General features: G+C 32.5%; 19 protein-coding genes. 7 read left to right on the top strand and 12 right to left on the bottom strand.

All coding sequences use genetic code 11. The features are described from left to right. Positions 1-82 precede the first annotated feature (82 nt). The 3 genes from B2741_RS07130 to uvrB form a co-directional block, all read right to left on the bottom strand. Positions 83-973 (bottom strand): DUF6252 family protein, encoded by an 891-nt coding sequence (locus tag B2741_RS07130; RefSeq protein ID WP_291136872.1) that lies wholly within the window; start codon positions 971-973, stop codon positions 83-85. Between the two features lie 151 nt (positions 974-1124). Continuing rightward, positions 1125-1598: a DMP19 family protein gene (locus tag B2741_RS07125; RefSeq protein WP_291136869.1), complete on the bottom strand. Its 474-nt coding sequence runs from the start codon at positions 1596-1598 to the stop codon at positions 1125-1127. Positions 1599-1634: 36 nt separating this feature from the next. Next, on the bottom strand, positions 1635-3623 hold the full coding sequence (uvrB, locus tag B2741_RS07120) for an excinuclease ABC subunit UvrB (RefSeq protein ID WP_291136866.1): 1989 nt from the start codon (positions 3621-3623) through the stop codon (positions 1635-1637). 123 nt (positions 3624-3746) lie between these two features. Here uvrB and B2741_RS07115 point away from each other — a divergent pair, with 123 nt between their 5' ends. Next, entirely contained in the window at positions 3747-4922 is a 1176-nt protein-coding gene (locus B2741_RS07115; protein WP_291136863.1) for a M28 family peptidase, read from the top strand. Positions 4923-5000: 78 nt separating this feature from the next. After that, positions 5001-5390 carry a hypothetical protein gene (locus B2741_RS07110; protein WP_291136860.1) on the top strand — a complete coding sequence of 130 codons (390 nt, stop codon included), beginning with the start codon at positions 5001-5003 and terminating at the stop codon, positions 5388-5390. Here B2741_RS07110 and B2741_RS07105 read toward each other — a convergent pair. The 3 genes from B2741_RS07105 to B2741_RS07095 form a co-directional block, all read right to left on the bottom strand. Continuing rightward, entirely contained in the window at positions 5387-6049 is a 663-nt protein-coding gene (locus B2741_RS07105) for a thiamine diphosphokinase (protein ID WP_291136857.1), read from the bottom strand. The genes B2741_RS07110 and B2741_RS07105 overlap by 4 nt on opposite strands. 116 nt (positions 6050-6165) lie before the next feature. After that, positions 6166-6993: a DUF4249 domain-containing protein gene (locus tag B2741_RS07100; protein WP_291136854.1), complete on the bottom strand. Its 828-nt coding sequence runs from the start codon at positions 6991-6993 to the stop codon at positions 6166-6168. Positions 6994-6997: 4 nt separating this feature from the next. After that, positions 6998-9370 (bottom strand): TonB-dependent receptor, encoded by a 2373-nt coding sequence (locus B2741_RS07095; protein WP_414655304.1) that lies wholly within the window; start codon positions 9368-9370, stop codon positions 6998-7000. Positions 9371-9491: 121 nt separating this feature from the next. Here B2741_RS07095 and B2741_RS07090 point away from each other — a divergent pair, with 121 nt between their 5' ends. Further along, complete coding sequence (locus B2741_RS07090) at positions 9492-10163, top strand: hypothetical protein (protein ID WP_291136851.1); 672 nt, start codon at positions 9492-9494, stop codon at positions 10161-10163. A 48-nt stretch (positions 10164-10211) separates the two neighbouring features. Here B2741_RS07090 and B2741_RS07085 read toward each other — a convergent pair whose 3' ends face one another. The 4 genes from B2741_RS07085 to B2741_RS07070 form a co-directional block, all read right to left on the bottom strand. Beyond that, positions 10212-12434 (bottom strand): NADP-dependent isocitrate dehydrogenase, encoded by a 2223-nt coding sequence (locus B2741_RS07085; RefSeq protein ID WP_291136848.1) that lies wholly within the window; start codon positions 12432-12434, stop codon positions 10212-10214. Between the two features lie 155 nt (positions 12435-12589). Next, positions 12590-12946: a 50S ribosomal protein L19 gene (rplS, locus tag B2741_RS07080; protein ID WP_133606146.1), complete on the bottom strand. Its 357-nt coding sequence runs from the start codon at positions 12944-12946 to the stop codon at positions 12590-12592. 138 nt (positions 12947-13084) lie between these two features. Further along, positions 13085-13762, bottom strand: a complete 678-nt coding sequence (gene trmD, locus B2741_RS07075; protein WP_262318417.1) for a tRNA (guanosine(37)-N1)-methyltransferase TrmD — start codon at positions 13760-13762, stop codon at positions 13085-13087. A gap of 17 nt (positions 13763-13779) precedes the next feature. Next, positions 13780-14577 (bottom strand): class I SAM-dependent methyltransferase, encoded by a 798-nt coding sequence (locus tag B2741_RS07070; RefSeq protein ID WP_291136844.1) that lies wholly within the window; start codon positions 14575-14577, stop codon positions 13780-13782. Between the two features lie 72 nt (positions 14578-14649). Here B2741_RS07070 and B2741_RS07065 point away from each other — a divergent pair, with 72 nt between their 5' ends. The 4 genes from B2741_RS07065 (at position 14650) to B2741_RS07050 (ending at position 17521) form a co-directional block, all read left to right on the top strand. Next, a complete protein-coding gene (locus B2741_RS07065) occupies positions 14650-15582 on the top strand; it encodes a peptidylprolyl isomerase (protein ID WP_291136841.1) in 933 nt (310 codons plus the stop codon). Between the two features lie 164 nt (positions 15583-15746). Next, on the top strand, positions 15747-16481 hold the full coding sequence (locus tag B2741_RS07060; RefSeq protein WP_291136838.1) for a hypothetical protein: 735 nt from the start codon (positions 15747-15749) through the stop codon (positions 16479-16481). Between the two features lie 163 nt (positions 16482-16644). Then, positions 16645-16947, top strand: a complete 303-nt coding sequence (locus B2741_RS07055) for a c-type cytochrome (protein WP_291136835.1) — start codon at positions 16645-16647, stop codon at positions 16945-16947. Between the two features lie 70 nt (positions 16948-17017). Further along, entirely contained in the window at positions 17018-17521 is a 504-nt protein-coding gene (locus B2741_RS07050; protein ID WP_291136833.1) for a hypothetical protein, read from the top strand. Between the two features lie 30 nt (positions 17522-17551). Here B2741_RS07050 and B2741_RS07045 read toward each other — a convergent pair whose 3' ends face one another. Continuing rightward, entirely contained in the window at positions 17552-17935 is a 384-nt protein-coding gene (locus B2741_RS07045) for a GreA/GreB family elongation factor (RefSeq protein ID WP_291136830.1), read from the bottom strand. A 5-nt stretch (positions 17936-17940) separates the two neighbouring features. Next, on the bottom strand, positions 17941-19503 hold the full coding sequence (locus B2741_RS07040; protein WP_291136827.1) for an FMN-binding glutamate synthase family protein: 1563 nt from the start codon (positions 19501-19503) through the stop codon (positions 17941-17943). Between the last annotated feature and the right edge of the window lie 207 nt (positions 19504-19710).

Raw genomic sequence — 19710 nt, 5'->3', positions numbered from 1 at the left:
TCAAGAATCTTACATGAAGATGCTTTTTAACCATTTTAAAAAAACGCTTAAAAAAAAGAGAGTGAACAAGCACTCTCTTTTTTTAGTTATAAGTAATACTAAAATTACCTTGAGAAATAGTCATGGTTTGGGAATTCCCAGTTGCAGTGAAATTAAAAGTTCCTACAATTGTATTTCCAGAATGAGATGTAATGTTTATGGTACCTCCTGTTGTTGTATAATCAATATTAGAATTATTATTGAATCCAGCATCATAACTATTCCCATCAATAGTATGTGAACCTACTGTAGCATTTTCAGGAATCATTATAGAATAAATACCATAATCAGCACCAAGATTTGTATTGTATCCGTACACAACTATTTTATTAGCTTCACTAACTTGTTGAATCATTAAATGCTTTCCATCACTATTATCCGAATCCATATTGAAAACACTACCACTATTTAATTTTAATGACATATTTCCGTTAGAATATAATTGTTGGCTAATAACTGTAATGTTATTAAAAGTACCGTTAGTAACTGATATTTCTGTTGGCGTGTCAAATCCAATTAAGGTTCCACTAAAAGTTCCTGAAATTGTTCCATTGGCAATGTTATAAGAACTGATTGTTATTGTGAATGTTCCATCCGTTTCATCAGAACTATACGAGTCGTCCATGGTGTTATAACTTAAATTTCCATCTGCATCGAATCCATTAAAAGTGTAAGTTCCTACTGATAAATTCTGTAAAGGAATATTGATGGCTAACGATGAAGAATTTGATGCAGTACCTAAAATTTGAAGTACACTGCCATTAATTTCATCAAAATTAACAGATTGAACTGCTGCAACAGCTAGATTAGAACTCCAATTTTGCCCATCTATCGTAGCTGTCATCGAGCCTGTTAATGGAGATTCATCAGAAGAATCACTTGAACATGATGTTAGAATTACAAAACATGCAATGAGAGAAATAATTTTTTTCATTTTTGAATTTATAATAATTAATTAGCTAAAAGTAAAATATTAGGATTTATCTTGCAAATTTTATTTTAAGAATCAATTTTTATGCATATATGAAATCTATTCTCTTTGATTTTTTTCCATCATTTTGATTAAATCTTTGATTTTTTTCTAGTTAAGCTCCAAACTGATTTTCATTAGCCTTAATGTAATCTACGATTAACGTCACAATGTCTTCTTCGGTTTCGTCTTCAAAGAATAATTCGTCTAAGTCTTCCCAACCAGAAATGATATTTTCGTCTGCTTTTTCGATGAATTCTATTCTTTTTTCTACATCTGGAGAATATGTTTTAGCAGGGAATAAACTCAATGCTTTTGAAATCAATTCAGCTGTTTTAAAGGCTTTAATTTCCTTGTATGATGTGATAACTTCTTCTGCAAAATCACCCGCTTCTGAACTGAAGAAAAACTGAAAACCGCCTTCTCCCATAGCACCTTCAAATAAATCTACAAAAACGAATACTTTTTCTTCATCGGTTAACGAAGAGAAATCTTCTGTTTCTTCTTTTTTCTGCCAAATGATTTCTCCAATAGCTTCAATGATTTTGATTTCGTCTTCTAATTTTAGAATGTTTTCAATTTTGCTCATACTATTTTTATTAATGATTTTAAACTAATAACTAAATTACAATTTTTCTTGCAATGCTTTTATATCATCACGTAATTTGGCTGCTTGCATAAAGTCTAATTCTTTTGCGGCTTTTTCCATCATTTTACGCATGTCTCTTATTTTCTTTTCTATTTCTGGTTTTGATAAATACAAACTTTCTGGCTCAGCGGCTTTTAAAGCTTGATTTTCATAATATTGTGTCGATACAGAATTGTTTCCTAAAGCGCTTCCTAAACTTTTATTTAAAGCTTTTGGCGCTAATCCGTGTTTGGTATTGTAATCGATTTGTTTTTGTCTTCTGTAGTTGGTTTCGTCAATCGTTTTTTGCATCGAATTCGTAATTTTATCCGCATACATAATCGCTTTTCCATTTACGTTACGAGCAGCACGACCCACAGTTTGCGTTAACGAACGATGACTTCTCAAAAAACCTTCTTTATCAGCATCCAAAATCGCAACTAATGATACTTCTGGTAAATCTAAACCTTCACGTAGTAAGTTGACACCAATTAACACATCAAAAATTCCTTTACGTAAATCTTGCATGATTTCCACACGTTCTAACGTATCAACATCCGAGTGAATATAACGACAACGAATCGAAACTTTTGTTAGATATTTTGCCAATTCTTCCGCCATACGTTTGGTTAAAGTAGTCACCAAGACACGTTCGTCGGCTTCGCATCGCAATTGAATTTCTTCAATTAAATCGTCAATTTGATTCGCACTTGGACGAATTTCAATGATAGGATCCAATAATCCTGTTGGACGAATAACTTGTTCTATATAAACGCCTTCGGTTTTCTGTAATTCATAATCAGCAGGTGTTGCCGAAACATAAATAACCTGATTTTGCAAGGCTTCAAATTCTTCAAATTTTAGTGGGCGATTGTCCATCGCAGCGGGCAATCTAAAACCATATTCTACTAAGTTTTCTTTACGACTTCTATCACCACCATACATGGCATGCACTTGCGAAATAGTAACGTGACTTTCATCGACAACCATTAAAAAATCATCTGGAAAATAATCTAATAAACAGAAAGGTCTGGTTCCAGGTTCTCTTCCGTCTAAATAACGAGAATAGTTTTCGATTCCAGAACAATAACCTAATTCGCGAATCATTTCTAAATCGAAATTGGTACGTTCTTCTAATCGTTTTGCTTCTAAATGTTTGCCAATTTCTTTGAAATAATCAACTTGTTTTACCAAATCTTGTTGGATAGCCCAAATCGCATTTTGTAACACGTCTGGCGAAGTCACAAACATATTCGCTGGATAAATGGTTAGTTTTTCATACTTTTCAATGACTTGCGATGTTTTTGGATCATAGGCTTCAATTTCTTCGATTTCATCACCAAAAAAGTGAATTCGGAACGGTTCATCGCCATAACTTGGAAAGATTTCCACAATATCGCCTTTGATTCTGAAATTTCCTGCAGCAAAATCAGCTTCAGTTCTCGAATATAAACTTTGAACTAATTGATGTAATAATTTGGTACGAGAAATTTGCTGACCTGTTTCTAAATTGATTACGTTTTTTTGAAACTCAACTGGATTTCCAATTCCATACAAACAAGAAACTGATGAGATTACAATAATATCTCTTCGACCCGAAAGTAGGGCAGAAGTTGTACTTAAACGCAGCTTTTCTAATTCTTCGTTAATGGATAAATCTTTCTCAATATAAGTTCCGGTAACGGGAATAAAAGCTTCAGGTTGGTAATAGTCATAATACGAAACAAAATACTGTACCGAATTATTGGGGAAAAACTGCTTGAATTCAGAATATAATTGTGCTGCCAGTGTTTTGTTATGCGCTAAAACTAAAGTTGGACGCTGTACTTCTTGCACCACATTTGCTACAGTAAATGTTTTTCCAGAACCGGTTACACCTAATAATGTTTGGTACTTTTCACCATTTAAAATGCCTTTTGAAAGTTTTTCAATGGCTTGTGGTTGGTCACCAGTGGGCTTATATTCGGATACGACTTGGAATTTCATTAACTAAAGCTAGAGAGTTTAATATATGTAAAGTTACAAAGTTAAGCTAAGATTTTTTCATTACAGAATAAATTATATATTTGTTCTAAGAGTTTCCCCAAATCTCTAATAAAACATAACTACATGAAAACAAAAAAAGCATTACTTTTATTAGTACTTGTTGCTAATTTATCATTTTCTCAAACTTTTATTCAGCAATATCAAGATATTGTGAATCAGGCTTCCCAAACGAATATTACAAATTCTTTAACTGAATTTGAAGCTTTTGGTGTTAAAAGAAGAGGAACTCCTGCCTTAGAAAATACATATAATTGGCTGCGAAATAAATACTTAAGTTATGGTTATGCGGCTGGTCAATTGCAAGAAGATACTTTTACAAATTCAGGCTTTACTTGTAAGAATTTAATTTTGACAAAAGTAGGTACGGTTTATCCAAATATTTATGTTATTGTTTGTGGTCATTACGATTCAGTTTCTGGATCAGGAACAAATGATAATGGTAGCGGAATTGCAACGATTCTTGAAGTTGCACGTTTATTACAAAATGTTCCAACTGAATATTCTATAAAATTTATCAATTTTAGTGGAGAAGAAGATGGTTTGTTGGGAAGTCAGCATTACGTAAATACGATTGTAAATGGCACAACTCCAAAAATGAATATAAAATTGGTTTTCAATATTGATGAAGTAGGTGGAATTGCTGGAATGACAAATAATTCAATTACTTGCGAGCGTGATACAGGTAATCCAAGTTCAAATAATGCTGCGTCAAACACGATGACAAATGAATTGATTAATTGTGTTGAATTATATTCGCCGTTAAATGGTGTTTTGTCGTATGCTTATGCTTCAGATTATATGCCTTTTGAAGAAAATAATGAGATAATAACTGGTTTTTTTGAGACCAACGAATCAACTCATCCACATTCGCCAACGGATTTATTGGTTAATATGGATCCAGTTTATAATTTTAATGTGGCAAAAGCGGCAACAGGAGCTGTACTTCACTTTGCAATTGCATCTACCACTTTAGGAACAAATACATTTGATAATGATTCACAGATGAGTTTTTTCCCAAATCCTACTAAGGAGATTTTAAATATCAATTTTGGAAAATTAACCAATCAAAAAAGCGCGATTAAGATTGTAGATATTAATGGAAAAGTAGTTTTTACTTCAACTATTGAAAATCCTAGCATTATTGAAAGAATCAATATTTCTAATTTATCAAAAGGAATGTATTTGGTAAATGTAACTTCTGAAAATGCAGAAATAAATAAGAAGATAATTATCGATTAATCCCAATATTTAATAAGGTCAATTTTTTTACTAAAATTTGGCATATTAATTGCTTTCGAAAGTGTAAACTATTACACTATGAAAATATTTTATTTTTTTACATTTTTCTTGTTTACAATTGTTGGTTTTTCTCAAGAATATGTTGGTCAATATACTAAAAGGAATATTGCCAAGAATGGAGAATTATTTGAATTTAGTTTAACTTTGAATGATGATAATTCTTACACTATTGAAATTCATCGTAATTTGAATCAATGTAATAGTGTTGATGAATTTTTTAGAGGTAAAGGGAAATGGCAAAAAGAAAATAAAAAGATTCGTTTTTTTCCAGATTTAAGTAACGAAAAGAATGAAATTGATTTATCTGGAGCAACAGCAAGATTTGATAGTAAAAATAAAAAGGTACTAGTTTTTTTTAATCTAATATCCTCTTGGGATTTAAGTGTTGGAATGCAAAAAATCGATTAATCCCAGCATTCCATTAACAACAAATCGCCTTTTTCGTGAGAAATGGAAACAATTCCGTCTTCGGTAACATGATTGCTACTTCCGGTTTTGTATCCAATTGTAAGTGAATGATTTTCTAAAGGATAAAAAAGATTAGTAGAATGTATTCCCGTTACTTCACCAATTGGAATTAAAGAAATAGGTGTGTCTTTAGTATACCATTTTTCAAAGGTGTTTGGCAATAAAAAAATCTTAGAATGATCGTCTAACAACACAATTTTTAGTTGGTTTCTAAATTTAACGATACTTGTTATGTTTGTGATGGTGTGATCGGCGCGTTTTCCGGTTGCCCAAATAACATTTACCGCTTTATGTCCTTTTTCAATAAGATAATCAAAGGCTTTTTCTAAATCGGTTTTGTCTTGATTTGGTGTATGAACAATTTCTAACGGATATTGTTTTTCTAAATAATATTCCGGATTAAAACCTCGGTCAAAATCACCCAATAACACGTCAACTTTTATTCCCAGTTCTAAAACACGTTCAATTGCCGAGTCTAAAACGATTACCAATGGCGACCATTCTAATAACTGACCTAATAATTCTTCACTACAGGAAGCTCCGTTAGCAATAATTAAAGCAGGTTCTTGGTCGTCGCGAACAATGTGATGTGAAGACATTTTTTAGATTTAAAGTCGTAAATATATTGTTAAAAAAAATCAAGTGCAAGAACAAGCGCAACTTCAACTTTCAATTTTTGATGTTTGTTCTTGAAATTGAAATTGTTTTTGAAGAACTATTGTACCAAGTAGTTTACCGTATCAATTTCAGATAAATGGAAATACCCCAAAGGATAATCAGAATTATTGGTTGTATTAGTAATGTTTCCTCTAACAGTAGCTGGTGGAGTTGCAAACGGATTTCCAGAACCACTTCCTGCAATGGTAATCAATTTATTCATGTAATTATGATAGCTTTTAGAAACACCTTGAACGCTCAAATCTAGTGTAATTCCGGGTTCAGTTTCGCTACTGCCGTAAAAACCAAACATTACATTTCCTTGGAAAAATTCGTCGCTAACTACACCAAATTCAGGAATTTGTTTGTTTGGATTTTTAACGCCTAGTAAATAATAATTTTCTTCGGCTCCATTGTCTTGGTAAAAATATTTGATTTGAATTTCGTCTTCACCACTAATACCAACAACCGTTTCTTGTTCTACATTAATTATATCAGGAGTGGCAATCAAAGCGCTAGACGCTGAGTAAACAGCTCCTTCGTAAAGAATTTCTAATCGATATACTTCTCCAATCACTGGCTGAAAATTATCACAAACATAATCTCCTGTTGTAGGAACTTCAACAAAGTTGAATACCACGTTGGAACTATTTGTAACTGTAACAGTAGCTCCATTTGCAGGAAGAATATCATTGGTGTAAAAATCATTCGTCAAACTTAATTTTATGGTTTGATTTTCGCCAGTAGTTCCTTTTTGCCATTTAATTATAGCATCAATAACCAATTTAGGTCCTGAATTGTTCAAATCAATATCTACAACTTCTTCACAACTTATTGATAAAATTGTTGTGAAAAATAAAACGCTGTATAAAAGAATCTTTTTCATTGTTTTAAAATTTAAAATTATAAGAAACTGAAGGCACAATTCCGAAAATAGAAAGCTTAACCGCTTCATTTGCTCCAGTTTCAGCATTTTGTCTAAAAGTTATTGAAGCAGCGTTATAGCGGCTGTATATGTTGTAAATTCCAAAAACCCATTCGCCTTTGAATTTTTTATTTTCATATTTTTTAGGAGTTAAAGTAGCTGAAACATCCATTCGGTGATAAGCAGGTAATCGGTCTTCATTTCTTGAATTATAACTAGGAACCGTTACACCTTGAAAAACATATTTCCCTGTAGGATATGTGACAGGTTGCCCTGATTGAAGTGTGAAATTTGCTCCAAAACTCCATTTTTTATTTAATTTATAGCTTCCAGTGACTGCTAAATTATGGGTTTTGTCATACGCAGAACGATACCAATCACCATTGTTGATACCAATTTCTGTAGGTGTTCTTCCTGGAGTTTGTTGTTCTGAACGTGATAGCGTGTAAGAAATCCATCCGTTTAAGCGTCCTTCATTTTTTCTAAGCATCATTTCTAAACCATATGAACGCATTCTTCCGTTTAATAATACTTGTTCAATAGCTTCATTGGCAATTAAATCGGCACCATCAATATAATCGATTCTATTTTGTACTTTTTTGTAATACGTTTCTACTTCTAAAGTATAATCGCCGTCTTTAAAATTTTTAAAATAACCCACGGCAACTTGGTCAGCTAGTTGAGGCTTTATGTAATTATCACTCGGTGTCCAAACGTCTAATGGAGTAGGTGAAGCAGTGTTAGAAACCAATTGCATGTATTGTACCATTCTATTATATCCCGCTTTTACCGATTGATCTTTATCGATTTCGTAGGAAACCGTAAATCGAGGTTCAAAATTAGAATAATCAGCTATTTTGTCATTCGAACCAAAATATTTTGTGGAAGTTGGAGTTGCTTTTTCATAAATTTTCAATTCTTCATCATATAAGACGGGCTGATTGTTGTCATAATAGTTGATGGTAGAAGCTCCAACTCGATAAAAAGAACTAAAACGAATTCCGTACATAACGGAAAGTTTATCAGTTAAATTTTGTTCAACTTCGGCATATAAAGCGTTTTCAAAAGCGTATTTTTTATCCAACTGTCTAAAGTTGATAGATGAATTTTCATCTAAAGGTTCAATGGTTCCGGGGTTAATATCGAATTTCGTCACATTGACTCCAAAATTAAATTTTACTTTATCGGATGCATAGTATTTAAAATCATATTTCAAATTATAGTTTTGAATGGTTGATTCCCAATTGAATCCAATGAAATCCAACTCTAATCCATAAAAATAATTGCTATAAATTACCGATAAATTGGAAAATAGTTTATCCGAAAACAAGTGATTCCAACGCATGTTAAGTGTTGAGTTTCCATAAATATTTCGGAACGATTCATTCAAGTTGAAAATATCGCGACCAAAATAACCAGATAAATATAAGTTATTGTTTTCGTTGAGTTTGTAATTCAGCTTGGTGTTTAAATCATAAAAGTAAGCCGAGTTTTTATTATCAGTTAATTTTAAGAATAAGTGAGCATATGAACCTCTTCCTGCAATAAGAAAAGAACCTTTGTCTTTTACAATTGGACCTTCAGCCAATAAACGACTCGAAATCAAGCCAATTCCTCCATTCATACTGAATTTATTACTATTTCCGTCTTTTTGATAAACATCTAAAACCGAAGCGGCTCTTCCTCCAAAACGAGATGGAATTCCACCTTTATACAATTTCAAATCTTTAATCGCATCCGCATTAAAAACTGAAAATAATCCAAAAACGTGAGAAGTATTATAAAGTGTAGCTTCGTCTAAAAGCACTAAGTTTTGATCCGCACCACCACCACGAACATTAAACCCAGATTGACCTTCTCCTGCATTTGTAACACCTGGCAAAAACAAAAGCGATTTAATAATATCAACTTCCCCCATTAAAACAGGCATCTGCTTAATGGTGCTAATGGCTAGTTTATTAACACTCATTTCTGGTTTTTTGATATTAGTTTTATAGGCATTTTCTGTAATGACAACTTCTTTAAGTTCTTGTTTGCTCTCTCTTAAACTGAAATTTTTCTTTACATTTTGATTGATTTCCAGTTTTTCAGAAAAGGTTTCAAAGCCAATATAGCTAATTTGAAGCGTGTAATTTCCTTTAGGTAAAGTAATAGAATAGAAGCCGTATTCATTTGTATATGTTCCGATATTTAAATTAGAAACATGTACCGAAACACCAATTAAAGTTTCATTGTTGTTAGCATCAGAAACGATTCCACTTAGGGTTACCTTTTCTTGTCCGAATCCTAAAAGTGAAAAAAAGAATAAAAACCAATAAAGTTTTTGTTGTAGCATCATTTCGGTATAGATTTTGTACTACAAATTTCACGAAAAAAATATGCAATAGTTTAAAACAAATGTTAATTTGTAATCAAAAATCAATTATTGTTTTAATTTTACAAAATTCAATGTTATCCCAATGAAGACCAAAATCTTTACACTACTTTTTATCTTTCAATTTGTGCTGGTTTCAGCGCAAAAAGATTCTCCATTTAAAGCCTCTAAATTAAAGTTAAATTGGGACGAACCTGCAAAAGTGGAAACTCCGTCTACTACTAAATCGTTACCTTATAAGAGTATTTTTGATAAAAATGATGATTATTTGAAAAAGTATTCGATTTTGAATCAGAAAAAGGGAGAAGAAAGTGTAATGGTTCAGAAAAGTGAATTTAAGAATCCAGGTGATGAAATTAAAAGAAAATTAAATAGTCAAGACAAAGAAATCAAGCCAGAATATCGTTCAAATCAGTTTTTAGGAGAATTTCGTGTAATGACTAAGTATGTTAAGGTAGTTTGTCGTGATCATGAATACCCAGATGGTGACAGAGTTAGGCTATTAGTAAACGATAAAACTTTAGTTTATGAAATATTACTTGAAGCAGCTCCAAAAGAATATTATATTGATATTTCCGAAGGATTTAATAAATTAGATTTTGTTGCTTTAAATCAAGGTTCTTCAGGTCCAAATACTGCTGCATTTAGTGTTTTTGATGATGCAGGAAACCTGATTACTTCAAATGAATGGAATTTAACAACCGGAATTAAAGCTTCAATTGTAGTTATTAAAGAAGAAGCTAAGAAAACTAAATAAAAAAAGCGACCCAATCAGGTCGCTTTTTTGTTGTATAAAGTTTTAGTCTTAACTCAATTTTGCTAAAATCGTATTCAAAGTTTCACTTGGACGCATTGCTTTTTCAGTTAACTCAAAACTTGGATGATAATAACCACCAATTTTTTGTTCTTTACCTTGAGCCGCAATTAATTCAGAATTAATTTTAACTTCGTCAGCTGTCATTGCCTCAGCAATTGGAGCAAAAGTAGCTTTCAATTCAGCATCTTTAGTTTGGTTTGCTAAAGCTTGTGCCCAATAGAAAGCTAAATAGAAATGAGAACCTCTGTTGTCAATTCCACCTACTTTTCTTGCTGGCGATTTGTCTTCAGCTAAGAATTTTGCATTAGCTTCATCTAAAGTATCTGCTAAAACTTGAGCTTTTGCATTGTTTTGTGTTTGTGCTAAATGCTCCAAAGAAGCTTGTAATGCTAAGAATTCACCTAATGAATCCCAACGTAAATAACCTTCTTCGATAAATTGCTCAACGTGTTTTGGAGCTGAACCACCTGCACCTGTTTCAAATAATCCACCACCATTCATTAATGGAACAATTGATAACATTTTTGCTGAAGTTCCTAATTCTAAAATAGGGAATAAATCGGTTAAGTAATCACGTAATACGTTCCCAGAAACTGAAATTACATCTTTTCCTTGACGGATGATTCTCAACGTTTCTTTCATGGCATCTTTAACATCCATAATACGAATGTCTAAGCCAGTTGTATCGTAATCTTTTAAGTATTTCTCAACTTTTTTGATGATTTCTCTATCGTGTGCTCTGTCTTTATCTAACCAGAAAATAGCTGGAGTATCAGATAAACGTGCTCTGTTAACCGCTAATTTAACCCAATCTTGAATAGGAGCATCTTTTACTTGACACATTCTGAAAATATCACCACTTTCTACTTTTTGAGATAATAAAACGTTTCCATTTTCGTCTTCTACGTTAACAATTCCGTTTTCTTTTAATTGGAATGTTTTATCATGAGAACCGTATTCTTCAGCTTTTTGAGCCATTAATCCAACGTTTGGTACTGAACCAATTGTTTTTGGATCCAAAGCACCATTTTGTTTCATTTCATCAATACAAGCCGAATAGAAACCAGCATAAGAACGGTCTGGAATAATAGCAATAGTGTCTTCTTCTTTTCCTTCTGTATTCCACATTTTACCGCCACTACGAGCTAAAGCAGCCATAGAAGCATCTACAATTACGTCTGAAGAAACGTGGAAATTCGTAATTCCTTTTTCTGAATTCACCATAGCTACTCTTGGTCCGTTAGCTAAAGCATCAGCAATTGCTTGTTTGATTTCAGCTTCTTGCGGAATTCCTGCTATTTTATTATATAAATCTTGTAATCCGTTATTTGGATTGATATCTAATGAATTGAATAAGTCAGCATATTTGGTATAAACATCAGCAAAGAAAGTTTCTACTATAGCTCCAAAGATAATTGGATCAGAAATTTTCATCATTGTTGCTTTTAAGTGAGCAGAAAGCATTATGTTTTTCGCTTTAGCATCAGCAATAGTTTCTTTAGTGAATTGTTTTAAAGCATTTAAGCTCATCACAGAACTATCAATAACTTCGCCAGCTTTTAAATTAGCGAAATCTTTTAAAACAGAAGTTATTCCATTTTCAGCAGTGAAAACGATTCTAAATTTTCCGTCTTTTTCAACAGTTGTTGAATTTTCTGTTCCGTAGAAATCACCTGAATTCATGTGAGCTACTTCGGTTTTGCTATCTGAAGCCCAAGTTCCCATTTTGTGAGGATTCGCTTTAGCATAGTTTTTAACTGCTTTTGGCGCTCTTCTGTCAGAGTTTCCTTCACGTAATACTGGATTTACAGCTGAACCTAATACTTTACTATATTTTGCTTTAATTTCTTTTTCAGCATCATTTTGAGGTTCTTCAGGAAAATTAGGAATATTAAATCCTTGCGATTGTAATTCGGCAATCGCTTCTTTTAATTGAAGAACTGAAGCAGAAATATTTGGTAATTTGATAATGTTAGCTTCTGGAGTATTTGCTAGTTGTCCTAATTCGGTAAGTGCATCACCAATTTTTTGATCTTCTTTTAAAAACTCCGGAAAGTTTGATAAAATTCTGCCTGCTAAAGAGATATCTCTGGTTTCTATAGCAATGTTTGCAGTTTTTGTAAAGGCTTTTACAATAGGTAAAAACGAATGTGTAGCCAACATTGGCGCCTCATCCGTAATGGTATACATTATTTTAGATTGATTGGACATGAATGTTATGTGTTTGTTTGAATATAATTTGTAAAATCTGCCAAATATAGGAAATTTGAAAGAAATAATTTAGGATATATGCTTAAATCTTGCGTAAAATTCAATAAAAAAAGCCACAACAATGTTGCGGCTTTTTATACTTGAGAAAGTACAAATTAGTTTTTGTATCTTCTTTCTTTGATTTTTGCTTTTTTACCAGTAAGATCTCTAAAGTAGTAGATACGAGCTCTACGAACTTTACCTCTTTGGTTCACTTCCACTTTTTGTAATGCTGGCATGTTCACAGGGAAGATACGCTCTACACCAACAGCTCCAGACATTTTACGGATTGTAAAAGTTTCAGTTGCTCCAGCACCTCTTCTTTGGATTACAACTCCTTTGAAGAACTGAGTTCTAGTTTTTTCACCCTCTTTAATTTCGTAGTACACAGTGATAGTATCACCAGCTCCGAATACAGGGAAATCTTTTTTTGTTACAAATTCGCTATTAACGAAATCAACTAAATTTGACATAATCGTAATTATAAATGTTTGATTCAAAGCAACATACACGGTTATCGTCAGAGGTTGGTTCAAAGTGGGTGCAAAATTAAGAAAATAAATTTATAATTAACAATTTATAATTGATAAATTTTATTCCTTATGCTAATTTTATTCTTCCAAAAGGTCAGGTCGTCTGTTCTTAGTATGTTCATACGCCATGTCTTCACGCCATTTTTCAATTTTGGCGAAATTCCCGCTCAATAAGACTTCAGGAACTTTTAATCCGTTATAGTCGGCTGGACGTGTATAAATAGGAGGTGACAATAAATTATCTTGAAAACTATCTGTTAATGCCGAAGTTTCATCACTCAAAACACCCGGTATCAATCGGATAATCGCATCGCAAAACACAATAGCACCAATTTCGCCACCACTCAATACATAATCCCCAATTGAGATTTCACGGGTAATGTGCATATCTCGAACTCTTTGGTCTACACCTTTATAATGACCGCACAAAATCAATATATTTTCATACATCGAAATCGAATTCGCCATTTTTTGGTTCAAGGTTTCCCCATCAGGTGTCATGTATATGATTTCGTCGTAGGTTCTTTCGTTTTTTAGTTTGGAAATACAAGCGTCAATTGGCTGAACCGACATGACCATTCCGGCACCACCACCAAACTGATAATCGTCGACACTTCTTTGTTTATTGGTAGTATAATCTCTTAAATTGTGAAAATGAACTTCGACCAAGCCTTTTTCAATGGCACGTTTCATAATGGAAGCTTCAAACGGACTTCGCATTAATTCGGGTAAAACTGTAATAATATCAATTCGCATAGTGCAAAGATAGTAGATTATTTTTTAGTTGCCGAAAGTGAATAGACCATTGGAATTTTGTTTTCCAAATGTTTAATTCGGAATTTATTGGATTCAAATTCTTCAGTTTGATTGAAACAATTATATGGAGAATAATCAAATTCGTTATAACAATTTAGTTCCAAGTTATTTGTAATCAAGGCATTTAAAAGTTCTGAGGTGGGGTGATTCCAAGTAATTGTTTTTGCTGAAATTTCTGCATATCTATCAGCATATGTGCCCGATTCATCTTCAATAATTTCTTCGGTATTGAAATAATTATAAAACACTTCTTTGAAATCGTTATCAAACATCCAAACTACTGGATGAAAATCGGCCATGACAAATTTTCCACCGGGTTTTAAAAAATGCGAGATGACCTTAGCCCATTTGTCTAAATTTGGAAACCAACCAATCGTACCATAACTGGTAAAAACAATATCAAATTTTTCATCTAAATGATTGGGTGCGTCATAAATATCACAGCAAACAAAAGTAGCATCTAAATTTAATTTTTTATTGATTTCTCTAGCTTTATCAATGGCTTTGTCTGATAAATCGACACCAGTAGCTTTCGCACCCATTCTCGAAAAAGTCATGGTGTCTTGACCAAAATGACATTGTAAATGTAAAATCTTTTTTCCTTTTACGTCACCAAGTAACTCTAATTCTATAGCATTTAAGGTTGATTTTCCGTTCAGAAAACCTTCCATATCATAAAAATCAGAGTCAATGTGCACATCAACTTTGTTGTTCCAAGTTTCTTTGTTTATGTTGATGTAATCTTTTGCTTCCATAGTATTCAAATAAGTATATCAAATCTACTATTTATTTTGTAATTTTGCACTTTAAAATTAAAAATCAAAACAATGGAAAACGGAATATACGCTAAATTTAACACAGCTAAAGGTGCTATTTTAGTAAAATTAACGCACGATTTAACGCCAGGAACGGTAGGTAACTTCGTAGGATTAGCAGAAGGTCAATTAGAAAATTCGGCTCGTCCAATGGGAAAACCTTATTATGACGGATTAAAATTTCACCGTGTAATTCCTGATTTTATGATACAAGGTGGTTGTCCTCAAGGGCAAGGAACAGGTGGTCCTGGTTACAACTTTGACGATGAGTTTCACCCCAATTTAAAACACGACAAACCAGGCGTTTTGTCTATGGCAAATGCTGGACCTGGAACTAATGGTTCTCAATTTTTTATTACACATGTTCCAACGAATTGGTTAGATGGGAAGCACACTGTTTTTGGTCACGTAATTGAAGGACAAGATGTTGTTGATGCTGTTGCTGGTGATGACGCTTTAGAAAGTATTGAAATCATTAGAGTAGGAGAAGAAGCTCAAAAATGGAACGCAGTAGAAGCTTTTAGAACTTTTGAAGGTTCAAGAGAAAAAAGAATTGCGGAGCAAAAAAAAATGGCAGAGGAGGCTTTGGAAAAATTAGCCGCTGGTTTTCAAAAGACTGAAAGTGGTTTGCGTTACCAAATCATTCAAAAAGGGAATGGTACAAAAGCTGAAAAAGGTAAAAAAGTATCAGTTCACTACCAAGGTGCATTAGAAAACGGACAAGTATTTGATTCTTCATACAAGAGAAAACAACCAATTGATTTTCAATTAGGTGTTGGACAAGTTATTGAAGGATGGGACGAAGGTATCGCTTTATTACAAGTAGGAGACAAAGCACGTTTTGTGATTCCTTCTTATTTAGGATATGGTTCTAGAGGTGCTGGAGGAGTAATTCCACCAGATGCAACTTTAGTATTCGATGTAGAATTAATGGATGTGAAGTAAACAGAGTTCATTATAAAGTATAGAAATCCTGAGACGTTATTGTCTTGGGATTTTTTTATGGTGTTTAAATAGTAAAAGTTAAATTTCATCATTAACTCATTGAAGAATATATAATAGTAAAATGTTTTGCATACTTTTGTCTCTTAACTATGATAATTAAAAAAATGAAAAAAATCACTACTTTTTGTATAGTTGTTTTACTTACTACAAGTTTTGCAATTGCTCAAAAGAAAAAAGTTGCCGTTGTAACTTTTTATGCAAATAAAATGGTCGAATTTAATGAATTAGGTGGAGGATTTGATTTTCTTTTGCAAGATATTTTGCAGCTTCGTGATGATCCAAATTTTAACTTAACACCAATACTTACTAAATATCATGATAATTTCTTCAATGACTATTCAAAAGAGTTTCCTTTTGACTTAATTCCAGAATCAAAGGTTTTAGAAAGTGCAGATTATCAAAAATTCACACCAAAATATGATGTAAAAAATTATGATGCGGCTAATTATTTGATGTATGGTAATTATAAATACATTTATGAAGGTTTTATTGGTCAGGCTAACGAAGTAGCGATGGCTAAAATGTTTGCTGATAAAGCAGATGGCGTTATGTTTGTTTATATTAATTTTGCTTTTGAAAAAGGATTCGGAGTTGGAAGTACGATGACTATAAAAATGAGAGCTACTACACGAGTTGCTTTGTATAACAAAACTGGTGAGAAAGTTTTTGCTTTTTCCGAGAGTGAGCGTTCAAAGAAAACGGGGGTAATGGTTGGAGGAGTTCCAGTTGTGAAGCCTGAAAAAATTCTACCAATGTGTGAAAGTGCTTTGGAAGAATTAATGGGCGATTTGAGAAAAAGAATTGCTAAAGTTGTAAAAAAATCTGCAATGAAATTATAATAAAAAAGCCACTTTTTAGTGGCTTTTTTTGATTTAACACAATTTGAACTAAAAAAAATGAATTTACTTAATTATGTTTGGTATTAAATATAATGTTAAAGAAATCCTGAAACCTTGTTTTGGGATTTTTTTTTATATTTACCCATAAAACAAATTCTAAAATATGAAAATTAAAATTATTGCGATAGTCCTTTTAGGAACTCTCATTTATTCTTGTTCACCAAAAGTTATTCAACCTGAAGCATCAAAAGTTGAAGATGCTCCTGTTATTATTGAAGCACCACTAACGGCTGAATTAGCAGAAGGTAGAACTCTATTTGTAAATAATTGTGCTAAATGTCACGATTTATATGATGCTAAAGATTTTAATGCAGAACAATGGAAGCCAATTATGTTAAGTATGCAGATAAAAGCTAAAATTTCAGATGAAGAAAGAGAAAAGATTTATGCTTATCTAACAAAATAATAAAAGTATCCGTCAATTGGCGGATTTTTTTTTGGTATTGTTTTTGTATTTTTACAACCAATTCAAGTCTATGAAAACCAAATTATCTTTTTTCTTTTTATTATTCTCTTTGTTCTCCTTTGGGCAAGTGCCGCATTGTGGCTTTGATTTTACATCTTATTTAGTAGTAAAAGTGCATGAAGAAGGAAAAACAGATAATATTGCCGATTTAAAAATTACGTTGGTCAACGAAAAAGGAGCAGAAATCATCAACGAGAATAATAAATACAGTTGGAAATACGGCAATCAACCTTTAATCTTTACTCGAAATCATTTAATTAGCAAACCAAACGAACCAGAAAAATGGTTTTTCCCGTATGCTGGTGATACTTATTTACTTTCGGTAACCAATACGTTTCCTGCGGAAGAATTTTACATTAAAATTGAAGATACTAAAGGCAAGTTTAAAGAGCAATTAGTCCAATTACAAGCTTTTAATATGTACATTTTATGTTCGAGTGAAAACGAACGCCAAGCCAGAAGCTTCGGACCAAGAAGCAATAATCCGATTGAAGTGATTGTTGAACGAAAATAAAAAAACACCTCAATAAAAGGTGTTTATGAATTAGTTGCAGTTGTTTACAGCAATAACTTTTAATGTTTTGTTTCCAGCAGGCAATTCCCAATCTACTTGATCGTTGGCTTTAAAGCCAATAATAGCAACGCTTAAAGGAACAAGAACTGAATATTTACTTTCTTTTATATTGACCTGAGACGGTAAAACAATTTGAAATTTCATTTGTTTTTTTGTATCCATATCTTCAATTATTACTTCAGAATTAATACGTATAAAACTATTTTCAATTACTGAATCTTCAATTATAATTCCACGATCTAATTCCTCATTTAGTAATTTTATTTCTCTAGCACTTGTAGCTGAAATATTCGCTTTTGTGATTTTTTTCAACAGTTTATAATCACTTAATGTGAATGTTGGTATTGGTTTCATATTGTTTAGTTTAAATTTATGTATTGCATATTATTTTTTTCCTTCTCGGGATAATATATCTCCGTAAAATTTTGATTTGAATTGTGTTCAACTCTTTTATGTAAGAAATCGGGAGTTATTTCTTTCGGATTTTCAAATCCACATGCTCCAATAAATTCACCAAAAGCTTTTAAGGTATTCTTATGAAAATTTGCAACTCGAACCCTTTTATCAGTAACATCTAATCCTTTGTATAACGATTTATCTTGCGTTGCGATTCCTACCGGACATTTTCCACTATCGCATTGCAAGGCTTGAATGCATCCAAGAGCAAACATCATACCTCTTGCACTATAACAAGCATCGGCTCCTAAAGCCAATGTTTTTGCAATATCAAATGCTGAGATGATTTTTCCGGCAGCTAAAATTTTAATTTCGTCACGTAGTCCATATTCTTTTAAGGTTTGGTTTACAAACACAATCGCATCCGATAGTGCCATTCCCATATAATCAATAAATTCAAGAGGTGCCGCACCTGTTCCGCCTTCAGCACCATCAATGGTAATAAAATCAGGATAAATTTTAGTATGTAACATAGCTTTTACAATATCAATAAATTCATCTTTTCGACCAATACAAATTTTAAAGCCAATAGGTTTAAAGTTTGATAGTTCACGTAATCGTCCAATAAAATACAGGAATTCAGTAGCATTTGAAAAAGCAGTATGTCCAGATGGAGAATGAACGGTTGTAAAAGGTTTTATGTTTCTAATTTTTGCTATTTCAGGCGTGTTTTTTTCTGCGGGAAGTAATCCGCCATGACCTGGTTTTGCTCCTTGAGATAATTTTAGTTCAATCATCTTTACTTGTTCATAATTGGCTTTTTGAGCAAATAATTCACTCGAAAAATTTCCCTTTTCATCTCTACATCCAAAATATCCTGTTCCAATTTGCCAAATCAAATCGCCTCCCATTAAATGGTAATCACTAATACCGCCTTCACCAGTATTATGAGCAAAATTTCCAAGTTTAGCTCCTTCATTTAAAGAAGTAATGGCAGTTTTACTCAAGGCGCCATAGCTCATTGCACTAATGTTGTAAATGCTAGCATTGTAAGGTTGTAAACAATTTGAGCCACCAATTAGCGTTCTAAATTTTTTCTCGTCCGCTTTTTTTGGATAAACCGAATGTGCGGCCCATTCATATCCAATACGATTTGGGTCGTCTTGCATTCCAAAGGAAATGGTTTGCTTTTCGTTTTTAGCTCTTTGATACACAATAGAGCGCTGTCTTCTATTAAATGGTTTTCCATCTAATTCACCTTCAAAAAAGTATTGACGAAATTCAGGTCGAACCGATTCAAATAAATAACGTAATCTACCTACTAATGGGTAATTTTTTCGAACAGAGTGTTTTGTTTGTGTACTATCAATTAATACGAGAAACAATGTGATAAATGGTGCACTTAAAAAGACGGAGTGTACTTTATAATAAAAGACCAAGAAAAGGGTTCCTGTAAAAAAAGAAAGTGTGATTAACCAAATAATATGGCGCGCGTTTAGCTTCCCAAAAAGTTTTTTTTGTGACATGTTTTTTAGTTTTTAGATAAAAAAAAATGATTCCAGAAGTTATTTCTGAAATGTTATTGAATGTAGTTTTGTAAAAGAAAATCCTCCGCCTGAAGAATATGTATAGAAAGACGGAGGCCTAATTGATGAAGGCCTTGCTGTGAGAAAAGAATAATACCTTATTGTATAATGTATTATTTATTGAAAATGTATGTAAAAATGTATTTT

This window comes from Flavobacterium sp. UBA7663 (genome assembly GCF_002483315.1).
In the GTDB taxonomy this organism is placed as follows: domain Bacteria; phylum Bacteroidota; class Bacteroidia; order Flavobacteriales; family Flavobacteriaceae; genus Flavobacterium.
This window is presented reverse-complemented; position numbering and strand designations above follow the sequence as displayed.